This is a genomic window from Actinomycetospora endophytica (assembly GCF_021026375.1).
GTDB classification, from domain to species: domain Bacteria; phylum Actinomycetota; class Actinomycetes; order Mycobacteriales; family Pseudonocardiaceae; genus Actinomycetospora; species Actinomycetospora endophytica.
Genome location: NZ_JAJNDB010000007.1, coordinates 393326 through 413903 on the forward strand (window position 1 = coordinate 393326; position 20578 = coordinate 413903).

The window sequence follows — 20578 nt, forward strand, 5'->3', positions numbered from 1 at the left end:
GCATGGGCTACCAGGCGAAGTTCGAGGTGTGGCGCGGCGACTCCAGCGGCGAGGGCTCACTGCAGCACTTCGACGTGGACGTCGAGGAGGGCGAGGTCGTGCTGGACATCGTCCACCGGCTGCAGGCGACGCAGGCGGGCGACCTCGCCGTGCGCTGGAACTGCAAGGCGGGCAAGTGCGGCAGCTGCAGCGCCGAGGTCAACGGCCGGCCGCGGCTGATGTGCATGACGCGGATGTCGACGTTCACCGAGGACGAGACGATCACGATCACGCCGCTGCGGACGTTCCCGGTCATCCGGGACCTCGTCACCGACGTGGACTTCAACTACGTCAAGGCGCGCGAGATCCCGTCGTTCGCGCCGCCGGAGGATCTGGAGCCGGGCGAGTACCGGATGACCCAGATCGACGTGGAGCGCTCGCAGGAGTTCCGCAAGTGCATCGAGTGCTACCTGTGCCAGAACACCTGCCACGTGGTGCGTGACCACGACGAGAACAAGCAGGAGTTCGCCGGGCCGCGCTACCTGATGCGGGTCGCCGAGCTCGACATGCACCCCCTCGACGTCCGCAACCGCAAGGAGGACGCCCAGGAGGAGCACGGCCTCGGCTTCTGCAACATCACGAAGTGCTGCACCGAGGTGTGCCCCGAGCACATCAAGATCACCGACAACGCACTCATCCCGATGAAGGAGCGCGTGGTCGACCGCAAGTACGACCCGCTGGTCTGGCTCGGCAAGAAGATCTTCAAGCGCGAGGAGCTGGAGCAGCGGGACGCCACGGGCAAGCTGTCGCTCGACGACGCCGGCCCGGAGAACGGCTCGCCGCTGCCCGCGGACTCGATCGGGCCGATCGGCAGCTGAGCGGTACCGGCGCGAACTGAAGGGCACCTTCGGCCACCCGGTGTGGTCGGAGGTGCCCTTCGTATCGTGGCAGGTCGGGGGCCTATTCTGGGTCGTGATGACCGCTGCAGGCCCCCGCACCTTCGCCATCCGCACCCACGGGTGTCAGATGAACGTGCACGACTCCGAGCGTCTCGCCGGGGTGCTCGTCGAGGCCGGGTGGGAGCCCGCGCCGAGCGACGGGGCCCCCGAGGACGCCGACCTCGTCGTGTTCAACACCTGCGCGGTCCGCGAGAACGCCGACAACAAGCTCTACGGCCAGCTCGGACGCCTCGCTCCGAGCAAGGCCGCCCGCCCCGACCAGCAGATCGCCGTGGGCGGGTGCCTCGCGCAGAAGGACCGTGCGACGGTCACGAAGAAGGCCCCGTGGGTCGACGTGGTGTTCGGTACCCACAACGTCGGGTCGCTGCCGGCGCTGCTCGAGCGGGCGCGGCACAACGGCGAGGCCCAGGTCGAGATCCTCGAGGCCCTCGAGACGTTCCCGTCGCACCTGCCCGCGCGGCGGGACTCCGCCTACTCGGGTTGGGTGTCGATCTCCGTCGGGTGCAACAACACGTGCACCTTCTGCATCGTCCCCTCGCTGCGCGGCAAGGAGGTCGACCGGCGGCCGGGGGAGATCCTCGGCGAGGTCGAGGCCCTGGTCGCCGAGGGCGTGCTCGAGGTGACGTTGCTCGGGCAGAACGTGAACGCGTACGGCGTGGGCTTCGAGGACCGGGCGACCGGCCGGACCGCGTTCGCCGACCTGCTGCGCGCGTGCGGCGAGGTCGAGGGCCTGGAGCGGGTGCGCTTCACGAGCCCACACCCGCGTGACTTCACGTCCGATGTCATCACCGCCATGGCCGAGACGCCGAACGTGTGCCCGCAGTTGCACATGCCGCTCCAGTCCGGGTCGGACCGCGTCCTCAAGGCGATGCGCCGCTCCTACCGCGCGCGGCGCTACCTCGACATCGTCGCCGAGGTCCGGGAGGCGATGCCCGACGCGGCGCTGACCACGGACATCATCGTCGGCTTCCCCGGCGAGACCGAGGAGGACTTCGCCGAGACGCTGCGCGTCGTCGAGGAGTCCAGGTTCTCGCAGGCCTTCACCTTCCAGTACTCGCCGCGGCCCGGCACCCCGGCGGCGTCCCTGCCGGACCAGGTGCCGAAGGCGGTCGTGCAGGAGCGCTACGACCGGCTGGTCGCGCTCCAGGAGGAGATGTCCCTGGCGGGCAACCGGGAGCAGGTCGGGCGCGACCTCGAACTGCTCGTCTCGACGGGCGAGGGCCGCAAGGACACCGCGACCCGCCGGATGAGCGGGCGCGCCCGCGACGGCCGCTTGGTGCACTTCACGCCGACGGGGGGCGCCCTCGACGGCGAGGTCCGTCCCGGCGACCTCGTCACGGTCCGCGCCACCTACGGCGCGCCGCACCACGTCGTCGCCGACGGCGACGTCCTGCACCACCGCCGGACGCGGGCGGGCGACGCCCACGAGGCGGGTACGCGCCCGACGACGCCGCGGGTCGGGCTGGGGCTGCCGTCGATCGGTCGGCCGGAGCCGCGGCCGGAACCCGTGTCGGCGGCCTGCGGGGTGGGGAGTCCCGACGCATGACCCGTCCCAACCCGTTCGACGAGCCCGTCGGTCCCGTCACGGCCGAACCGCAGCGCCCCGCGATCTCGCGCGAGGTCGACTTCGGGCCGAAGGTCCTGGTCGCGGCGGTCGCGATCCTCGTGCTGCTGGTCGCCGCGATCCTGCCGTGGACCGCGCAGGGCGCCACCGGCTGGCAGGTCGTACTCGGCGCCCCGGGCGTCTCCGTGCTCCCGCGCCTCTTCTCGATCTTCGCGCTGGTGTTCGGGGTCGCGGCGTCGGCGGCGGCGGTGATGACGCGGCGCTGGGTGGTCGTGTTCGTGACGGCGGCCGGCTGTTGCGTCTCCTCGGTGACCGGGCTCTGGGCGATCTGGTCGCAGAACACGGTGCCGGGCAACGGGCCGGGGTTCGGCCTGGTGCTCGCGCTGATCGCCGTCGTCGTGCTCGCCGGTCGGTGGGCCGGCTGGGCGTTCTCCCGCGACTGAACGGCCCAACGACCTGATCACGCCCTCTGCGCGAAGGGCACCTTCGATCGAATAGATCGACCGAAGGTGCCCCTCGCTCAGAACGGGGTTCGTCCGCTCCGAACCGACTCTTCGTCGGCGTTGACGGATTGTTGAACGATCCCTACGTTGGACGAACTCTGCGGGGATGCCCGATCGGTGCGACGACGTCCGGCCCGGTGCCCCTGCCGCACGAGCGAGGCCTGCAGGGAGGCCCCCATGACCGACGTCCCGGAGAAGAATCCCGAGCCCGACACCGAGCGAGCGCCCGACACGGAGCCAGCGCCCGACGCCGAGCGACGGCCCGAGCGCCCGACGGTGAACGTGAAGCGGTCCGTCGCCGTCGCCGGCGCGATGTTCCTCATGGCCATGTCCGCGGCCGGGCCGGGCTTCATCTCGCAGACCGGCACCTTCACCGCGAAGTACGGCCCCTCGTTCGCCGCGGCGATCGTCGCGAGCGTCCTGATCGACCTGGCGATCCAGCTCAACGTCTGGCGGGTCGTCGGTCTCTCCGGCCTGCGCGCCCAGGACCTGGCCAACCGCGTCGTCCCGTACTCGGGGCACGTCCTGGCGTTCCTCGTGGTGGTCGGCGGGCTGGTGTTCGGCATCGGCAACATCAGCGCCGCGGGCCTCGGCCTGCAGGACGCGACCGGCATCGACCTCCGCTACGGCGCCGTGGTCAGCGCCGTCATCGCGATCGTGATCTTCAACTACCGCGCGCTCGAGGGCACCGTCGACCGCGCGGTGATCGGCCTCGGCGTCCTCAAGATCGCCCTCATCGCGATCGTCGCGGTGATCACGGCACCGCCGGTGGGCCAGGCCGCGCTGCGGACGGTCGCGCCGGTCGGACTCGACTTCCTGCCGGTCCTCACGCTGATCGGCGGCACCGTCGGCGGCTACATCACCTACGCGGGCGCGCACCGGCTCATCGAGTCCGGGACGACCGGCCCGGAGAACCTGCGCACGATCACCCGCGGCTCGATCAACGGCATCCTCGTCACCGGGGTGCTGCGCGTCCTGCTGTTCCTCGGCATCCTCGGGGCGGTCGCCGCGGGCGCGCAGCTCTCGAAGACCGACCCGGCGGGCTCGGCGTTCGCGTTCGCGCTCGGACCGGTCGGGCTGCACCTGTTCGGCGTCGTGCTCTGGACGGCCGGGATGACGAGCACGATCGGCGCGTCGTTCACCTCGGCGTCGTTCCTGCGGACCCTCTCGCCGACGGTCGACCGGCGCTTCAACCTCACGATCTCCGCGTTCGTCGCGGTGTGCACCATCGCGTTCCTGGTGATCGGCCAGGCGCCGTCCTCGCTGCTGGTCTTCGCCGGCGCCTTCAACGGGCTGATCCTGCCGTTCGGGCTCGGCCTCCTGCTCTGGATCGCCTGGCGGCGGCGCGACCTGCTCGCCGGGGTCCGCCAGCCGGTCTGGCTGCTGATCATCGGGGTCGCGGCCTTCGCGTTCACCGTCTACGCCGGAGTCGAGTCGGTCGCCGCGATCCCGGCGATCTTCCGGTGAGCGCGGGCACCCGCGCAGGATGGGCACCGTGACCCGCACCGTGCGGCCCTGTGGCGACACCGGCCTGCTCGTCGAGCTGGACACGCTCCCCGAGGTCCTCGCGCTGCACGCGGCGCTGGCCGCGGCTCCGCCCGACGGCGTCGTCGACCTCGTCCCGGCGGCGCGCACCGTGCTGCTGCGGGTGCGTTCCGCCGCCGACCTGGCCACGGTCGCCGACGACGTGCGCACCCGCGAGCCGGCGTCCACCGCGGACCGGGAGACGGACGGCGAGGTCACCGAGATCGCCGTGACCTACGACGGCGAGGACCTCGACGACGTCGTCGCGCACACCGGCCTGGCCCGCGAGGAGGTCGTCGCCGCCCACACCGGCCAGGTCTGGACGGTCGCGTTCGCCGGGTTCACGCCGGGCTTCGGGTACCTGGCGAGCGACGGCGACGACCGGCTGCACGTGCCCCGACGGTCGTCGTCGCGCACCCGGGTCCCGGCCGGCGCCGTCGGGCTGGCGGGCGAGTTCAGCGGCATCTACCCGCGCGAGTCGCCCGGGGGGTGGCAGCTCATCGGCCGCACCGACCACGTGCTGTGGGACCTCGACCGCGATCCGCCGGCCGTCCTCGTGCCGGGCGCCCGGATCCGTTTCCGGGCCACATGAACCGTCTGACGGTCACCGCGACCGGCCCGCTGACGACGATCCAGGACGTCACCGGCCGCCCGGGCCGCGCCGACCTCGGGGTCGGAGTGTCCGGCGCGGCCGACCGCGCGGCGCTGCGGCTGGCGAACCGGCTCGTCGGGAACGACGAGGGCGCGGCGGGCCTGGAGGCCACGCTCGGCGGGCTGGCGTTCCGGGTGACGACGACGAGCCTGGTCGCCGTGACCGGGGCGCCGGCGCCGGTGCGGATCGGCGGCCGCCCCGGTGATCTGCACCGGGCCGTCGTCGTGCCGGCCGGGTCGAAGGTCCGGTTGGGGACGCCGTCGTGCGGGCTGCGCTCCTACGTCGCGGTCCGCGGTGGGCTCGCGGTCGACCCCGTCCTGGGCAGCCGGGCCACGGACACGGTCGCCGGGCTCGGTCCACCGGTCGTCGCGACCGGGGACGAGCTGCCGGTGGGACCGCCGCCGTCGTCGCCGGTGCCCGCGGTCGACGTCGCGCCCGAGGCCACGGGAGCGACGCTGCGGGTGGTGCTCGGCCCGCGCCACGACTGGTTCGCCGACGACGCCGTCGCCGCGTTCCTGCGCACGACGTGGACGGTGACCGACGACGCGAACCGGGTCGGGTTCCGGCTCGACGGCCCGGAGCTGACGCGCGCCCCCGGGCACGGGGGTGCCGAGCTGCCCAGCGAAGGCGTGATCCGGGGGAGCGTGCAGGTGCCGCCGTCGGGTCGTCCTACGGTGTTCCTGGCTGATCATCCGGTGACCGGTGGCTACCCGGTGATCGGCGTCGTGCTCGACGCGGACACCGACCGGGCGGGTCAGCTGCGGCCCGGGTCGGCGGTGCGGTTCCGGCGGGTGTCCGTGCCGCCGGTGGGACGGACCTGATCGAGGAGGTACGGGGTGCTCGAGGGCGTCGCCGAGACGATGCTGGTCACGGTCTACCTGCGGGCGGTCGACGCGCGGTCGTCGACGCCGATCCTGGGCGACCCGTACGCCGTCGGCCTCGTGGACCGCCTGGCGTCCGACGGCCACTCGTTCACCAAGTACGCCCTCGGCCGCGGGAACGCCCCGGTGATCGCGGCCCGCGGCCGCCGCCTCGACGCGTGGACCCGGGGCTTCCTCGACGCGCACCCCGACGGGCAGGTGCTCCACCTCGGCTGCGGGCTCGACTCCAGGCCGCTGCGCGTGCACCGGCCCGCGGGCAGCCGCTGGGTCGACGTGGACCAGGCCGAGGTGATCGCGCTGCGCCGTGAGCTCTACGACCTGCCGCCGGAGATCGTCACGATCCCGGCCTCGGTCACCGACCCCGGCTGGTGGGACGAGGTCGAGCCCGCTCTACCGACCATCCTCGTCGCCGAGGGCCTCCTCATGTACCTGCCCGACGTCGAGGTGCACGCCCTGGTGGACCGCGCCCGCGAGCGGTTGACCGCCGGCGTGGAGCTCGCCTTCGACGGGTTCGCGCCGTGGGTGATCACCCTGACCCGGTGGTCGCGCTACCTGCAGAGCTCCGGGATCCGGCTGGCCTCGCCGCTCGAGGACCTGACGGCGGGCCGACCGGGTGCGCGGACGCTGGCCGACCTGTCGGTCGTCGGCGAGCTCGCCCACGGGAGCGCGCCCGGCCCGCTGCTGCGGGCCGTGTTCGGAGGCCTCGACGTCGTGCCGTTCATGGACGACGCGTTCCGGCTCGTGCACCTGGAGCTCGCCGCCTGAGCTCTGGGACGACTCGAGCCCTGGGAAGACTCAGCCGGTCGCGCGCTCCGCCGCGGCCAACCACTCCCGCCACTGCTCGGCCTGACGGTCGGCGTCCCTGGCGCGTCGCTCGTCCCCGGCGGCCCGGGCCTTCGCGGCCTGCGCCTCGAACGCCTCGACGCGCTCCCGGAACTGCCCGACGCGCGCCTCCTTCTCCGGGTCGGTCTTCGACCAGCGACGGTCGACCGCCCCGCGCACCCGGTCCTCGACCTCCTTGAGCCGGGCGGAGAACTCGCGGACCCGCTCGCGCGGCACCTTGCCGATCTCGTCCCAGCGCTCCTGGACCGAGCGCAGCGCGGCCCGGGCGGAGTCGACGTCGGAGAGGTCGATGGCCGCGGCCTCGACGAGCAGCGACTCCTTGGCCTTGGCGTTGCCGGCGAACTCGGCGTCACGGGCGTCGAACGTCGCCGACCGGCGCGCGAAGAAGTGGTCCTGCGCGCCGCGGAAGCGGGCCCAGAGGGCGTCGTCGGCGTCCTTCGACGTCCGTCCGGCCGACTTCCACTCGACCATGAGCTCCTTGTAGCGCCCCGCCGTCGGACCCCAGTCCTCGGAGTCCTGCAGCGACTCGGCCTCGGTGACCAGCTCCTCCTTGCGGGTCTTCGCGGCGGAGCGGGCGCGGTCGAGCTCGGCGAAGTGCGCCCCCCGACGGCGGGTGAACGTCTCGCGGGCCTTGGCGAAGCGCTTCCAGAGCGCGTCGTCGGTCTTGCGGTCGATCCCCCGGACCGTCTTCCACTCCTCGAGCATCCCCGAGAAGCGGTCGCCCGCGTGCTTCCAGCGGGTGGTCTCCTCCGCGAGGGTCTCGGCCTCGCCGATGAGCGCCTCCTTGCGCGCGACCGCCTTCTCGCGCGCGCCGGCCTTCGCCGACTTCTCGGCCCGGCCGCTGCGCTCGGCGGCGCCGATGACGGCGTCGAGCCGGGTCACCAGTCCGGGCAGGTCGCCGACGACGGACGCGACGTCGAGCCGCTCGCGCAGCACCGTCGCGCTGCGCAGCACGCCCGCCGCGTCGCCCCGGCCGGACTGCAGGCGGCTGACGAGCAGGTCGGCCTCGGTGCGCAGGTCGTCGAAGCGGCGCGCGTAGTGGGCGAGGCCCTCCGTGGCGTCGCCCGCCTGCCAGGAGCCGACGGCACGGTCGCCCTCGGGTGCCACCGTCCAGACGGTGCCGTCGGTGTCGACGCGTCCCCAGCGGGCCGGCTCGTCGACCGCGGGGGCGACGGACGGCAGGTCGGTCACCTCGGCCGCGGGTGCCGGAGAGTCGGCGGACGCCGCCGGCGACTCGCCGTCGTCCGTCGGGGCGGCCTCCGCCGGATCCGGTGTGACGGCGGGCGGGGTGGGTGCGACGGCGGCCGGGGTCGGGACGCTGCCCGGCGAGGCCGGCGCGAGGTCGGCCGGGCTGGGCGCGTGATCGGCCGGGCTGGGCGCGTGATCGGCCGAGGCGTGGGCATGGGTCGGAGCGGCGGCCACGTCGGCCGGGCTGGGTGCGTGTCCGGCCGGGCCGGGGACAGGGGGCGGAGCGGTGGCCACGTCGGCCGGGCTGGGTGCGTGACCGGCAGGGGTCGGGCCGGGGACGGGGGCCGGAGCGCCGGCGACGTCGGCCGGGGTGGCGTGGTGAGCCGGACCGGGAGCGTCATCGGCCGGGGTCGGCAGCGGATCCGGCTCCGGGTCCGGCACCTGGTCGGCGGCGGGGTGGTGGTCCTCAGCCGCGGGCGCGGCGTTGTCCGGCCGGTCCTGGGCGTCCTGCTCGCCGGCGCCGTCCACGCTGACCTCGGCCTCCTGCGCCTCCGGGGTCGCCGTCACATCCGTCCCGACCGCTCCCGGGACCGCGCCGGCCACCCCCGTGGCCTGCTCGTCGGCCATTCGCCGCACACCTCCCGATCCGATCGTCCGGGCATTCAAACAGCTTCGTGGGCAGCGTCGCACCCCCGACCTGCGACGACCCGCGGTTTGCCCGCTGCCGGAACAACGAATCGCGGGCGATCGAGGCATGGTCCACCGGTCACCGGGCCGCGACTAGCGTGGGAACGGTGAGCGCGCGACCGATCGCCCTCGTCGGGCCGACGGCCACGGGCAAGTCCGACCTGGCGCTGGACCTGGCCGGACGGCTGGACGGCGTCGAGGTGGTCAACGCCGACGCCATGCAGCTCTACCGGGGGATGGACCTCGGGACCGCCAAGCTGCCGCCGGACGCCCGCCGCGGCGTCCCGCACCACCTGCTCGACGTCCTCGACGTCACCGAGACCGCCACCGTCGCGGCCTACCAGCGCGACGCCCGGCACGCCCTCGACGACGTCCTGACCAGGGGCGGGACCCCCGTCGCCGTCGGGGGCTCCGGGCTCTACGTGCAGGCGCTGGTCGACGACCTGCGCTTCCCCGGCACCGACCCGGCCGTCCGCGCGCGGCTCGACGGCGACCTCGCGGCCCACGGCCCGGCCGCGCTGCACGCCCGGCTCGCCCGGATCGACCCGGACGCCGCCGCGGACATCCTGCCCAGCAACGGACGGCGGGTGGTGCGCGCGCTCGAGGTCGTCGAGATCACCGGCGAGCCGTTCGCGGCCAGCCTGCCGCGCCCCGGCGAGCCCCGACGCGGCACCGTGCTGGTCGGGATCGACCGCGACACCGCCGAGCTCGACGCCCGGATCGAGACCCGCGTGGACGGGATGCTCGCGGCGGGACTCGTCGCCGAGGTGCGCGACCTCGCCGCGCGGGGCCTCGCCGATGGCGAGACCGCGTCCCGCGCCGTCGGCTACCGCGAGATCCTGGAGATCCTCGACGGAGCCGCCGACCCGGACCCGGCGGCGCTCGCCGAGGCCCGCCGCCGCATCGTCGTCGCCACCCGGCGGCTGGTGCGGCGGCAGCGCTCGTGGTTCCGCCGCGACCCCCGCGTGACGTGGCTCGACGCGTCCTCGCCCACGCTCGCCGACGACGTCGTCACCCTGACGCGTGAGGCGGCAGCCACTTCGTAGGCTGGTGGGCATGGAGTACGTCCTCGGCCACGGCACGGAGAACGACTTCGTCCTGCTGCCCGACCTCGAGGGCCGCCTCGACCTCGAGCCGGCCGCCGTGCGTGCCCTCTGCCACCGTCGGCGCGGGCTCGGGGCGGACGGCGTGCTGCGGGTCGCGCCGTCGCCGGACCCGGGCGCGGCGTGGTTCATGGACTACCGCAACGCCGACGGTTCCCTCGCCGAGATGTGCGGCAACGGCATCCGGGTGTTCGCCCGGTTCCTCGTCGAGGCCGGACTGGCCCCGGCCGGCACCTCCGCGATCGCGACGCGCGCGGGCCTGCGGGTCGTCGAGCTGGGCGACGACCCCGACGGCGAGGTCTCGGTCGACATGGGCCCCGCGCGGCTGGGCTCCGATTCGGCGGCGCTGGTGCCGTCCTCGGTGGGCCCGGCCGGGTTCGTGACGTCGTTCCCGGGCGTCGCCGTCGACGTCGGCAACCCGCACCTGGCGTGCGTCACCACCGCCGACCTCGACGCCCTGGACCTCACCGTCGCCCCCGGTCACGACGTCGAGCTCTTCCCGGACGGGGTCAACGTCGAGTTCCTGACGCCGCTCACGCCCGACGGCGTCACCCGGCTGCGGGTGCACGAGCGCGGATCGGGCGAGACCCGCTCGTGCGGGACGGGGACGGTGGCCGGTGCGGTCGCCGCACTGCGGGCCGTCGACCTCGACTCCGGGACGGTGACGGTCGCGACGCCGGGTGGGGTGCTGCAGGTCGGCGTCGGTCCGGGCCTGGGCTCGGCGCCCGGCTCGACGACGACGTTGACCGGTCCCGCCGTGCTGGTCGCCCGCGGCGAGGTGGATCTGGCGGCCGACCCCGCTGCACCCGGTGAGCTCAGGGCACTCGTCCGTCTGCGGGACACCGCCGGGGTCTGACGGCGGGTGGTCCGGCCCCGCGGTGCGCTCCGGAAAGGCGTGGTGACGGCGCGTCGCCCGTGGGACAGTGGAGCGCACGATGACAGAACCCGCATCCGATCGTCCCGCCCCGTCCGAGACCGGCACGCCCGGTCGTCGTGACGGCCGCTCCTCCCACGGCCGCATCGAGATCGATCCGACGGTCCACGACGAGGCCGGTGCCCCCGACCCGACGACCGGCACGCTGGACCTCGAGGAGCGCTCCTCGCTCCGCCGGGTGCCCGGTCTCAGCGGAGCCTCGACCGAGCTCACCGACGTCACCGAGGTCGAGTACCGGCAGCTGCGCCTCGAGCGCGTCGTGCTCATCGGCGTGTGGACGGAGGGCACCTCGGCGACGGCGGACGCCTCGCTCGTCGAGCTCGCCCGGCTGGCCGAGACCGCGGGATCGGAGGTCCTCGACGGGCTCATCCAGCGGCGCTCCTCGCCCGACCCGGGCACGTTCGTCGGCTCGGGCAAGGTGGCCGAGCTGCGCGAGACGGTGTCGACGACGGGCGCGGACACCGTGATCGCCGACGGCGAGCTCTCGCCCGGCCAGCTGCGTCAGCTCGAGGAGAAGCTCAAGGTCAAAGTGGTCGACCGGACCGCGCTGATCCTCGACATCTTCGCCCAGCACGCCCGCTCCCGGGAGGGCAAGGCGCAGGTCGAGCTCGCCCAGCTGCGGTACTTCCTGCCCCGGCTGCGCGGCTGGGGCGAGTCGATGTCCCGGCAGGGCGGCGGCGCCGGTGGTGGCGGCGCGGGCGGCGGCGGGGTCGGCACGCGTGGTCCCGGTGAGACCAAGCTCGAGACCGACCGCCGGCGCATCCACCAGCGGATCTCGAAGCTGCGCCGCGAGCTCGAGGGCATGAAGACCGTCCGCGACACCCAGCGCGACCGGCGACGCCGTCGTGAGGTGCCGGCCGTCGCGATCGCCGGGTACACCAACGCCGGGAAGTCCTCGTTGCTCAACGCGGTCACCGATGCGGGTGTGCTCGTCGAGGACGCGCTCTTCGCGACCCTCGACCCGACGACCCGCCGCTGGCAGACCCCGGACGGGCGCGACGCGACGCTCACCGACACCGTCGGGTTCGTGCGCCACCTGCCCCACCAGCTGGTCGAGGCGTTCCGCTCGACGCTGGAGGAGGTGGGCGACGCCGACCTCGTGGTGCACGTGGTCGACGGGTCGGATCCCTCCGCGACCGACCAGATCGCGGCCGTGCGCGAGGTGATCGGGGAGATCACCCCGGAGCGGTCCGGGGCGGAGGCGCCGCCGGAGCTGCTGGTCGTGAACAAGGTCGACGACGCCGACCCGATGGCGCTGGCCCAGCTGCGCGCGACGCTGACCGGGGCGGTGTTCGTCTCGGCCCGCACCGGCGAGGGCATCGAGCTCCTGCGGCGCCGGATCGCGGAGGCGCTGCCGCGGCCCGAGGTCGAGATCGACGTGGTGCTGCCCTACACCGAGGGCGCTCTCGTTGCCCGGGTCCACGCCGAGGGCGAGGTGCTCGCCGAGCGGCACCTCGCCGAGGGCACGGTGCTGCAGGCGCGGGTCCGTCCCGAGCTCGCGGCCGCCGTCGGGCGGGCGTCGGTGTCGGCGGACGTGCCGGTGTCCTGAGCGGTGACCCGGGGCCTCGGCGTCCTCGTGGTGCTCCCGGTCCTCGCCATGCTGGTGGCGGCCGGGCCGGTGGCGGGGGCCGCGCCGGAAGCCCCGGTGACGCGGTGCGCCCTGCGTGACCGGACGCTCGACGAGGTGTCCGGCCTCGCCGTGACGCCGTCCGGACCCGCCGTCGTGAACGACAGCGGGAACGCGACCGTCGTGTACACCCTCGCCCCGAACTGCTCGGTGGCGTCGACGCGACAGGTCGGGGTGACCGGGCGCGACGTCGAGGACCTCGCCCGTAGCGACGGCACGCTCTGGCTCGCCGACATCGGGGACAACGACCGTCGGCGGTCGAACATCGCACTGATCCGGCTGCCGGTCCGCGGCGGGCCCACCGTGCTCCGGTTGACCTATCCCGACGGGTCGCACGACGCCGAGACGCTGCTGCTGCCCGCGGACGGCCGTCCGGTGATCGTCACCAAGGACCTCGGGGGACGCAGCGGGATCTACGCCACCGACGTCCCGCCGACCGCCGCGGCGACGACCCCGCTGCACCGCGTGGGCGAACTGGACGTGCCACTCTCGAGCACCGAGGGCGGGCCGCTCGGGCCGTTCGGTCGAGGCCTGTTCACCGGGGGCGCGCTCTCGGCCGACGGCCGGGTCGCCGCGGTGCGGACCTACACCGACGCGTGGCTCTATCCCGTCACGGGTGGCACCGCCGACGACGTCGTGGCCGGGCTGCGTGCCGCGCCCGTCGGTGTACCGCTCCCGGGCGAGCCGCAGGGTGAGGCCGTCGCGTTCACCGCCGACGGGACGCTGCTCTCCGCGGGCGAGGCCGGGGACTCGGGTGGCACGGCGTCGCTGCGGGCCGTGCCGGGCGCGGCCGGACTCGTCGGGAGGGCGCCGCAGACGGCGACCCCGGCGCCGGGCTCGCCGGAGTCCGGCGACCCACCGTCCGGACCGCCGGTGGTGGTCGCGGAGGTCGTGGTGGGAGCCGTCGTGGTCCTGGGTGTCCTCGGCGGTGTCGCCCTCGCGGTCAGGGCCCGACGACGGTCCGGGAGGTCGCGTCGCTGACCCCGCTCGGGAGTCCTCAGAGCTTCCGGAGCACCGCCACGACGCGGCCCAGCACGGTGGCCTCGTCGCCGGGGATCGGCTCGTACGCCTCGTTGGCGGGCAGCAGCCAGACGTGCCCGTCCTTGCGCTTGTAGGTCTTGACGGTGGCCTCGTTGTCCAGCATCGCGGCCACGATCTCGCCGTTCTCGGCGTTCGGCTGCTGCCGGACGACCACCCAGTCCCCGTCGGTGATGGCGGCCTCGACCATCGAGTCACCGACGACCTTGAGCATGAACAGCGCGCCCTCGCCGACCAGCTCCTTCGGCAGCGGGAAGACGTCCTCGACGGCCTGCTCGGCGAGGATCGGCCCACCGGCCGCGATCCGCCCGACCACCGGCACGAACGACGGCGTGGGCCGGTCGGCGCGCACCGCCTCGGTCTCGGCGGCCGCGCCGAGCTCGGGGTCCAGCTCCTCGGGGAGGCGGACGTCGAGCGCCCGGGGGCGGTTCGGATTGCGGCGCAGGTAGCCCTTCTTCTCCAGCACCTTCATCTGGTGGGCCACCGACGACGTCGAGGTGAGTCCCGCCGCGTCGCCGATCTCACGGACGCTCGGGGGATAGCCGACGCGCTCCACGTGGTCCCGGATGACCTCGAGCACCTTGCGCTGGCGCGGGGTCAGCGCGGGCGCCCCCGAGGCCGACGGCTCCGGCTCCCGGTCCGGGAACGCGTGCACCTGCGCGGTGACCACCTCGGCCTGCTCCGCCGCCGCCACCTCGCCCTCGGCTCCGGGCGGCGGCGACGCGGCCCGCGCGACCTCCGCGGGCTCCTCGACCCCGCCGTCGCGCCTGCGTCCAGCCATGGGTTCCTCCTCCGTCCGGTCCGACAGCGGGCGCCGCGGCCGGCGGTGATCCCGTCGTGCCGCCGGAGCGCCGGTGACGCTGCGTGCTCCCGGAACCAGAAGGTAGCGCCGACGGCCGACGGGATCAAACACGTGTTCGAACGACACGCCGCGCGGTCCGTCGACGTTGTCAGGGGTCGATGCTAGACATCGCACACGCGTTCGATCGAACGCGTGTGCGAGGGGAGATGCGTGGCGATGACGACCCGGACGAGCACTGTGACGGGCACGCGGCCGGCCTCCGGCCCGGATCAGGACGTGGAGGTCCCGGCCCAGGTGGGCCGGGAGGGTGGAGCGACGGGGACGGTCGGATCCCCGGGTCGGGTGCGGCCGGCGTACGCCCCCGCCCCGGCGGTGCCCGCGCGCCCCGCGGGCCGGCGCGACGCGTGCCGTCCGGCAGGGCGGCCGGCGCCGTTCGCTGCACCGCTCGCCCGCCCGTGGCCTTCGGCCGAACGAGTGAATCCGGAGGCGCCTGACGAGCGCGCGTCCGCGCGGGCCGCGGTGCTGCGCCGGCGACGCACCGTCGCGACGGTGGTCCTGGGCGTCGTGCTGCTCGGCCTGGTCGTCCTCGCCGTGCGCCTCGGCGGCGCGGCCGCGGCGGCCGTGCCGGGCGGGCCGGTGCCCGCCGGGTCGACGGTCACGGTGGTGGCGCCCGGGGAGTCGCTGCTCGACGTCGCGCACCGCACCGCGCCCACGGCGGACGCGGACGCCGTCGTGTCGCGCATCCGTGCCGACAACCACCTCTCCGGGTCGGCGGTGGTCCCGGGGCGGCCGCTGGTCGTGCCGGCGGGCTCCTGACGGTCGTGTCACTCCCCGGAGCACCGTGCGTCCCAGTCGCCCCGGGGCGCCGCCGCCCGGCGCCTGGGGACACCGCTCGCCGCGCGCGTCCCTCGACGGCGCGATCGGGCTTGATTCGTTTCCTCGGGTGTCGCTAGCGTCGCGCCCCTACATCTTGTGGTTACATGGTTGTAGTTAGTCCACAGGTTGTGAATGCCGGTGGAGGCCCTGTCCACAGGGAACTCCACCGATGTCGGTGGTCCGTCCACCGGCGGCACCGCCCGGTCCACGACCGGAGGTGTCCGGTCCACAGGTGTGTCCCCAGGCTCGGGCCCGGGGGCGCAGGTCTCGACGCGGGAGAGGAGCCGAGGGTGCGCTGTCCGTTCTGTCGCAACGACGACTCGCGGGTCGTCGACTCGCGCGAGGCCGACGAGGGCCAGGCGATCCGTCGCCGCCGCTCCTGCACGGCGTGCGGGAAGCGGTTCACCACCGTCGAGGAGGCCGTCCTCGCGGTGGTCAAGCGCAGTGGGGTCACCGAGCCGTTCAGTCGCGACAAGGTCGTGCGCGGCGTGGCGCGGGCGTGCCAGGGCCGCCCGGTCGACCAGGACGCGGTCGCACTGCTGGCGCACAAGGTGGAGGAGACGGTACGGGCGTCGGGCACGGCCGAGGTGCCGAGTCACGAGGTCGGGATGGCGATCCTGGGGCCGCTGCGGGAGCTGGACGCAGTGGCGTACCTGCGGTTCGCCAGCGTCTATCGCAACTTCTCCTCCGTGGCCGACTTCGAGGCCGAGATCGCGGACCTGCGCGGGCGGATGTCCGCGGAGGACGACGGCGGGTCGGGGGAGAACGGCGAGAACGGGACGGACGAGCGGTCCGGCGGCGAGGACGCCGTCGGGGGTGACCGCTCGGGGACATCGATGCCGGGTCGTGGGGAAGCGTCCCCGGCACACGCGAGCACGAGGGGATGAACGGATGACGGAGACCGTCGGGTCCGACACGAGCACGGACGGCGCCGCGGACGGAGCGGCCGGGCGTGCGGCCGCGGGTCGGGGCCTGTCGATCGGGCGCGTGCACACCACCGGGGGGCGCCACCCCTACGACGAGGTGGAGTGGGAGCGTCGTGACGTCGTCATGACGAACTGGCGCGACGGCTCGGTGAACTTCGAGCAGCGCGGCGTCGAGTTCCCCACGGCGTGGTCGGCCAACGCCACGAACATCGTCACGAGCAAGTACTTCCGCGGCGCGGTCGGCACGCCGCAGCGCGAGTCGAGCCTGCGCCAGCTCATCGACCGCGTCGTCCGCAGCTACACCGAGGCCGGTCGCCAGAACGGCTACTTCGCGACCCCGGAGGACGCCGAGGTCTTCTCCGACGAGCTGACCTGGATGCTGCTGCACCAGTACTTCAGCTTCAACTCGCCGGTGTGGTTCAACGTCGGCACCGCCTCGCCGCAGCAGGTCAGCGCCTGCTTCATCCTCTCCGTGGACGACACCATGGAGTCGATCCTGAACTGGTACCGCGAGGAGGGCCTGATCTTCAAGGGCGGCTCCGGGGCCGGCCTCAACCTCTCGCGCATCCGCTCGTCGAAGGAGCTGCTCTCCTCCGGCGGCACCGCCTCCGGGCCGGTGTCGTTCATGCGCGGTGCCGACGCGTCCGCGGGGACGATCAAGTCCGGCGGCGCCACGCGGCGCGCCGCGAAGATGGTCGTGCTCGACGTCGACCACCCCGACGTCGCGGAGTTCATCGACACCAAGCGCCAGGAGGAGCGCAAGATCCGCGTCCTGCGCGACAACGGGTTCGACATGGACCTCGGCGGCGCGGACATCGCCTCGGTGCAGTACCAGAACGCGAACAACTCGGTGCGCGTCTCCGACGAGTTCATGCGCGCCGTCCAGTCGGGCGGCGAGTTCGGCCTCCGTGCCCGCATGACCGGCGAGGTCATCGACTCCGTCGACGCGAAGTCGCTCTTCCGGAGCATGGCCGAGGCGGCGTGGGAGTGTGCCGATCCGGGCCTGCAGTACGACGACACGATCAACGACTGGCACACCTCGCCGGAGTCCGGGCGCATCACCGCCTCGAACCCGTGCTCGGAGTACCTGCACCTGGACAACTCCAGCTGCAACCTCGCGTCGCTGAACCTCATGAAGTTCCTGGGCGACGACGGCCGGTTCGACGTCGAGGGCTTCGTGCGCTCGGTGGAGCTGGTCATCACCGCGATGGACATCTCGATCTGCTTCGCGGACTTCCCGACGCAGTCGATCGGCGACACCACGCGGGCGTTCCGCCAGCTCGGCATCGGCTACGCGAACCTCGGGGCGCTGCTCATGGCCACCGGTCACGCGTACGACTCCGCGGGCGGGCAGGCGCTCGCCGCCGGGATCACCTCGCTGATGACCGGTACCGCCTACCGTCGCTCGGCCGAGCTCGCCGAGGCGGTGGCGCCCTACGACGGCTACGCCCGCAACGCGGACGCCCACCGCCGGGTCATGCGCAAGCACGCCGCGGCGAACGACGCGATCCGCACGCTGCACCGCGAGGACTCCCGCATCCGCGACGCGGCGACCGAGCAGTGGCAGAGCGGCCTCGAGGTCGGCTCGCGCCACGGTTGGCGCAACGCGCAGGCCAGCGTGCTCGCCCCCACCGGCACCATCGGCTTCATGATGGACTGCGACACCACCGGGGTGGAGCCGGACTTCTCGCTGGTCAAGTTCAAGAAGCTGGTCGGCGGCGGCTCGATGCAGATCGTCAACCAGACCGTGCCGAAGGCGCTCACGGCGCTGGGCTACCAGGACGAGCAGGTCGAGGCGATCGTCGAGTACATCGCCGAGCACGGGCACGTCATCGACGCCCCCGGTCTGCGCCCCGAGCACTACGAGGTCTTCGACTGCGCGATGGGGACGCGCGCGATCGCCCCGATGGGGCACGTGCGCATGATGGCGGCGGTCCAGCCGTTCATCTCCGGCGCGATCTCGAAGACGGTCAACATGCCCGAGCGGGCGACCGTCGAGGAGGTCGAGGAGATCTACTTCGAGTCCTGGAAGCTGGGGCTCAAGGCGCTGGCGATCTACCGCGACAACTGCAAGGTCGGGCAGCCGCTCTCCACCGGCAAGTCGGGCACCTCCACCTCGACGCCCGCGGCCGAGGTCGCCGTCAGCGACCACCGCCCGGTCCGCAAGCGGCTGCCGAAGCGGCGCCCGAGCGAGACGGTGTCGTTCGCGGTCGCGGGCGCCGAGGGCTACATGACGGCGGGCTCGTACCCCGACGACGGGCTCGGCGAGATCTTCGTCAAGATGTCGAAGCAGGGCTCGACGCTCGCGGGCGTCATGGACGCGTTCTCGATGGCCATCTCCATAGCGCTGCAGTACGGCGTGCCGCTGGAGACCTACGTGTCGAAGTTCGTGAACATGCGCTTCGAGCCGGCCGGCATGACCGACGACCCGGACGTCCGGATGGCGACGAGCATCGTCGACTACCTGTTCCGTCGGATCGCCCTCGACCACCTGCCCTACGAGAAGCGGGCGCAGCTCGGCATCTTCTCGGCCGACGAGCGCTCGGCGCAGGTGGAGGCCGACTACGGGTCGTCCGGGCCCGCGGCACCGATCCCCGACGAGTCGGTGGACGTGTCCGAGCTGCGGTCCACGATCGACGCGCCCGCCGAGAGCACCTCGACGGAGTCCGGCAGCCGCCGGGCCGACGTCTCGGTCGGCAGCTCGACGGAGCTCCTCGAACTGCAGCAGGGCAAGGCGGCCGACGCGCCGCTGTGCCTGACCTGCGGCACGAAGATGCGTCCGGCCGGGTCCTGCTACGTCTGCGAGGGCTGCGGCTCGACCAGCGGCTGCAGCTGAAACCGAGCGGTATTGCACCAGCTGCAACGTCGATCGGCGCAACTTCATAGTGCTGCGGACGGGGGCTGGGTAGGTCTCAGCCCCCGTCCAGGTAGCTCCGTAGGTCGACAGCCTGCGGAAACACGAACGCCCGGCCATTGCGGGGCCGGGCGCTCGTTGCAGCCAGGACGTGATGTCCCCTGCGGTACTGCACCGGCATCACATCACGCCCTGGGTAGCGGGCCGCAAGGCCCCCATCCGAAGGAGATGAAGATGCCGAGGAACCCTCGACAGACGAGCAAGGCTGCTGCGAAGGCAGCGTCGCGAGTTCTCCGCGACGCGCGGTTCTCGAAGACTGCGAAGCGAGCTGCCGGCAGCGCACTGGCTCAGGCGCCGACGACGAAGCGTAAGCGCCGCAAGTAGGCAGAGATGCGGCTGCCCGGGTGGGTCTCAGTGACGAACTTGCCCGGGCTCCGATCCTACTCGTCTCCGGATATGCACGAGGGCAGTTCCATGGGTTTTACAGCAGACATTCTCGCGGACGTACGACGGCAGATTACTCCAGACGATGCGGCGCTGAAGGAAGCCCGTCAGCGGCGAGACGCTACGCTCGCGGCGGCCGGAGGATTCGAGGGAGTTCTAGAGACGTTTTCGTCGGGGTCGATTGCTCACGGCACGGCGAACTGCCCGATCCATCTTCGAGACAAAGGGCTGGACGCTGATTGCGGCGTGCGACTCGATCGTCGATTCCACCGGACCCTCGGACCAGACTCTGATCAGGAGGAGGGACCCGGAGGTGTCGTTGAGAGACTTCGGGTGCATGTTCGAAGTCGGCTGAAGGCTGACTACCCGGACGTTGCGATCACGATCACCAAGAGGGCCCTGCTCGTCCGCTTCCACTCACCCCTGCCTACGGGAGAAGATCCCAGCGCTGACCTTGTGGCAGGCCTTGAGCGCAAGGATGCGCCGGGTTTGTGGATTCCGAACACTGAGCGCGAACGATGGGACCCGTCCCATCCGCAGCGTCATACGGAGATGCTGACGGCGGACCCGAAGGAGGTGAGAGTCACTAGGGCTCGTGCGATCCGCCTCGCGAAGGCGGAGAACAAGAGGACTGCCACGGGCCCCCTCTGCTCGTTTAACATCGAGGCGTTCGGTCTAATGTTCGTCGAAGGGGCGATGGCCGAACCGGAGGCATTGCTCGCTCTCTGGTCTCAAGGCGCGAAGGATCTTCGCAGACGTCTGACTCCGGACCCTGCCAAGGTGTCCGGTGCGATCAAAGTCGCCGACCGCGACCGGGCAGTGCATCGGCTTGAGGTTGCTGCTGGAGCGCTGAAAGACGCGCTCGAGCATGACGACGACGAGCCCTATGTGCGTAAGGCACTGGCTCCGCTCTGGCCTGACTACGTCGCCACTGCTGGCGGGGACTCGAAGGCCCGCATCGCAGCGACGGTGCGAGCGGGGGAGTCTCTTTCCTTCGGTAGGACAGGTCTCTCCGGCAGCCCGGCGGCCAGCACCGGTGTTGCACTCACGAAGCGGCCTCGCTCCTACGGTGATGCCGCAGGGTGAGGAGGCAGCCGGCGAGGTGTTGGCTTGAGGACTGGCCGAGACGCGCACGCCTCGAGGCGGCAGCCCGGAAAGCGTTTCCCGGTCTTCGATATCGGCGCAAGCAGCGAG

The 20578-nt window shown here is 73.0% G+C and carries 17 protein-coding genes; 15 read left to right on the plus strand and 2 right to left on the minus strand.

The features are described from left to right. Window positions 1–2 precede the first annotated feature (2 nt). The 7 genes from LQ327_RS28165 (at window position 3) to LQ327_RS28195 (ending at window position 6827) form a co-directional block, all read left to right on the plus strand. Window positions 3–857 (plus strand): succinate dehydrogenase/fumarate reductase iron-sulfur subunit, encoded by an 855-nt coding sequence (locus LQ327_RS28165; protein WP_230739146.1) that lies wholly within the window; start codon window positions 3–5, stop codon window positions 855–857. Window positions 858–954: 97 nt separating this feature from the next. Next, complete coding sequence (miaB, locus tag LQ327_RS28170; RefSeq protein ID WP_230739148.1) at window positions 955–2484, plus strand: tRNA (N6-isopentenyl adenosine(37)-C2)-methylthiotransferase MiaB; 1530 nt, start codon at window positions 955–957, stop codon at window positions 2482–2484. Beyond that, window positions 2481–2945, plus strand: coding sequence for an Rv2732c family membrane protein (locus LQ327_RS28175; RefSeq protein ID WP_230739151.1), 465 nt, complete (start codon window positions 2481–2483; stop codon window positions 2943–2945). The genes miaB and LQ327_RS28175 overlap by 4 nt, the downstream gene beginning before the upstream one ends. Window positions 2946–3182: 237 nt before the next feature. Further along, a complete protein-coding gene (locus tag LQ327_RS28180; protein ID WP_230739154.1) occupies window positions 3183–4472 on the plus strand; it encodes an NRAMP family divalent metal transporter in 1290 nt (429 codons plus the stop codon). 28 nt (window positions 4473–4500) lie between these two features. Then, complete coding sequence (locus LQ327_RS28185) at window positions 4501–5121, plus strand: 5-oxoprolinase subunit B family protein (RefSeq protein ID WP_230739156.1); 621 nt, start codon at window positions 4501–4503, stop codon at window positions 5119–5121. Then, window positions 5118–6002, plus strand: a complete 885-nt coding sequence (locus tag LQ327_RS28190; protein WP_230739158.1) for a 5-oxoprolinase subunit C family protein — start codon at window positions 5118–5120, stop codon at window positions 6000–6002. Before LQ327_RS28185 ends, LQ327_RS28190 begins: the two co-directional genes overlap by 4 nt. Window positions 6003–6017: 15 nt before the next feature. Continuing rightward, entirely contained in the window at window positions 6018–6827 is an 810-nt protein-coding gene (locus tag LQ327_RS28195; protein ID WP_230739159.1) for a class I SAM-dependent methyltransferase, read from the plus strand. Between the two features lie 30 nt (window positions 6828–6857). Here LQ327_RS28195 and LQ327_RS35055 read toward each other — a convergent pair whose 3' ends face one another. After that, window positions 6858–8096, minus strand: a complete 1239-nt coding sequence (locus LQ327_RS35055) for a DUF349 domain-containing protein (protein WP_372460772.1) — start codon at window positions 8094–8096, stop codon at window positions 6858–6860. Between the two features lie 791 nt (window positions 8097–8887). Here LQ327_RS35055 and miaA point away from each other — a divergent pair. The 4 genes from miaA to LQ327_RS28220 all read left to right on the plus strand — a co-directional run bounded on the left by miaA (window position 8888) and on the right by LQ327_RS28220 (window position 13425). Further along, window positions 8888–9826, plus strand: a complete 939-nt coding sequence (miaA, locus tag LQ327_RS28205) for a tRNA (adenosine(37)-N6)-dimethylallyltransferase MiaA (protein ID WP_230739161.1) — start codon at window positions 8888–8890, stop codon at window positions 9824–9826. Window positions 9827–9836: 10 nt separating this feature from the next. Further along, window positions 9837–10739, plus strand: coding sequence for a diaminopimelate epimerase (dapF, locus tag LQ327_RS28210; RefSeq protein ID WP_230739163.1), 903 nt, complete (start codon window positions 9837–9839; stop codon window positions 10737–10739). A gap of 79 nt (window positions 10740–10818) precedes the next feature. Beyond that, on the plus strand, window positions 10819–12366 hold the full coding sequence (gene hflX, locus LQ327_RS28215) for a GTPase HflX (RefSeq protein WP_230739165.1): 1548 nt from the start codon (window positions 10819–10821) through the stop codon (window positions 12364–12366). 3 nt (window positions 12367–12369) lie between these two features. Beyond that, complete coding sequence (locus LQ327_RS28220; RefSeq protein ID WP_230739168.1) at window positions 12370–13425, plus strand: hypothetical protein; 1056 nt, start codon at window positions 12370–12372, stop codon at window positions 13423–13425. 16 nt (window positions 13426–13441) lie between these two features. On the opposite strand, the gene lexA is transcribed toward LQ327_RS28220, so the two are convergent. After that, window positions 13442–14263 carry a transcriptional repressor LexA gene (gene lexA, locus LQ327_RS28225; protein WP_230739169.1) on the minus strand — a complete coding sequence of 274 codons (822 nt, stop codon included), beginning with the start codon at window positions 14261–14263 and terminating at the stop codon, window positions 13442–13444. Between the two features lie 495 nt (window positions 14264–14758). Here lexA and LQ327_RS28230 point away from each other — a divergent pair, with 495 nt between their 5' ends. The 4 genes from LQ327_RS28230 to LQ327_RS28245 all read left to right on the plus strand — a co-directional run bounded on the left by LQ327_RS28230 (window position 14759) and on the right by LQ327_RS28245 (window position 20470). Further along, on the plus strand, window positions 14759–15100 hold the full coding sequence (locus LQ327_RS28230) for a hypothetical protein (RefSeq protein WP_230739171.1): 342 nt from the start codon (window positions 14759–14761) through the stop codon (window positions 15098–15100). Window positions 15101–15450: 350 nt separating this feature from the next. Further along, on the plus strand, window positions 15451–16047 hold the full coding sequence (gene nrdR / locus LQ327_RS28235; RefSeq protein ID WP_230739173.1) for a transcriptional regulator NrdR: 597 nt from the start codon (window positions 15451–15453) through the stop codon (window positions 16045–16047). Between the two features lie 4 nt (window positions 16048–16051). After that, window positions 16052–18922: a vitamin B12-dependent ribonucleotide reductase gene (locus tag LQ327_RS28240; RefSeq protein ID WP_230739175.1), complete on the plus strand. Its 2871-nt coding sequence runs from the start codon at window positions 16052–16054 to the stop codon at window positions 18920–18922. A 432-nt stretch (window positions 18923–19354) separates the two neighbouring features. After that, entirely contained in the window at window positions 19355–20470 is a 1116-nt protein-coding gene (locus LQ327_RS28245; protein ID WP_230739178.1) for a nucleotidyltransferase family protein, read from the plus strand. The last annotated feature ends 108 nt before the right edge of the window (window positions 20471–20578 follow it).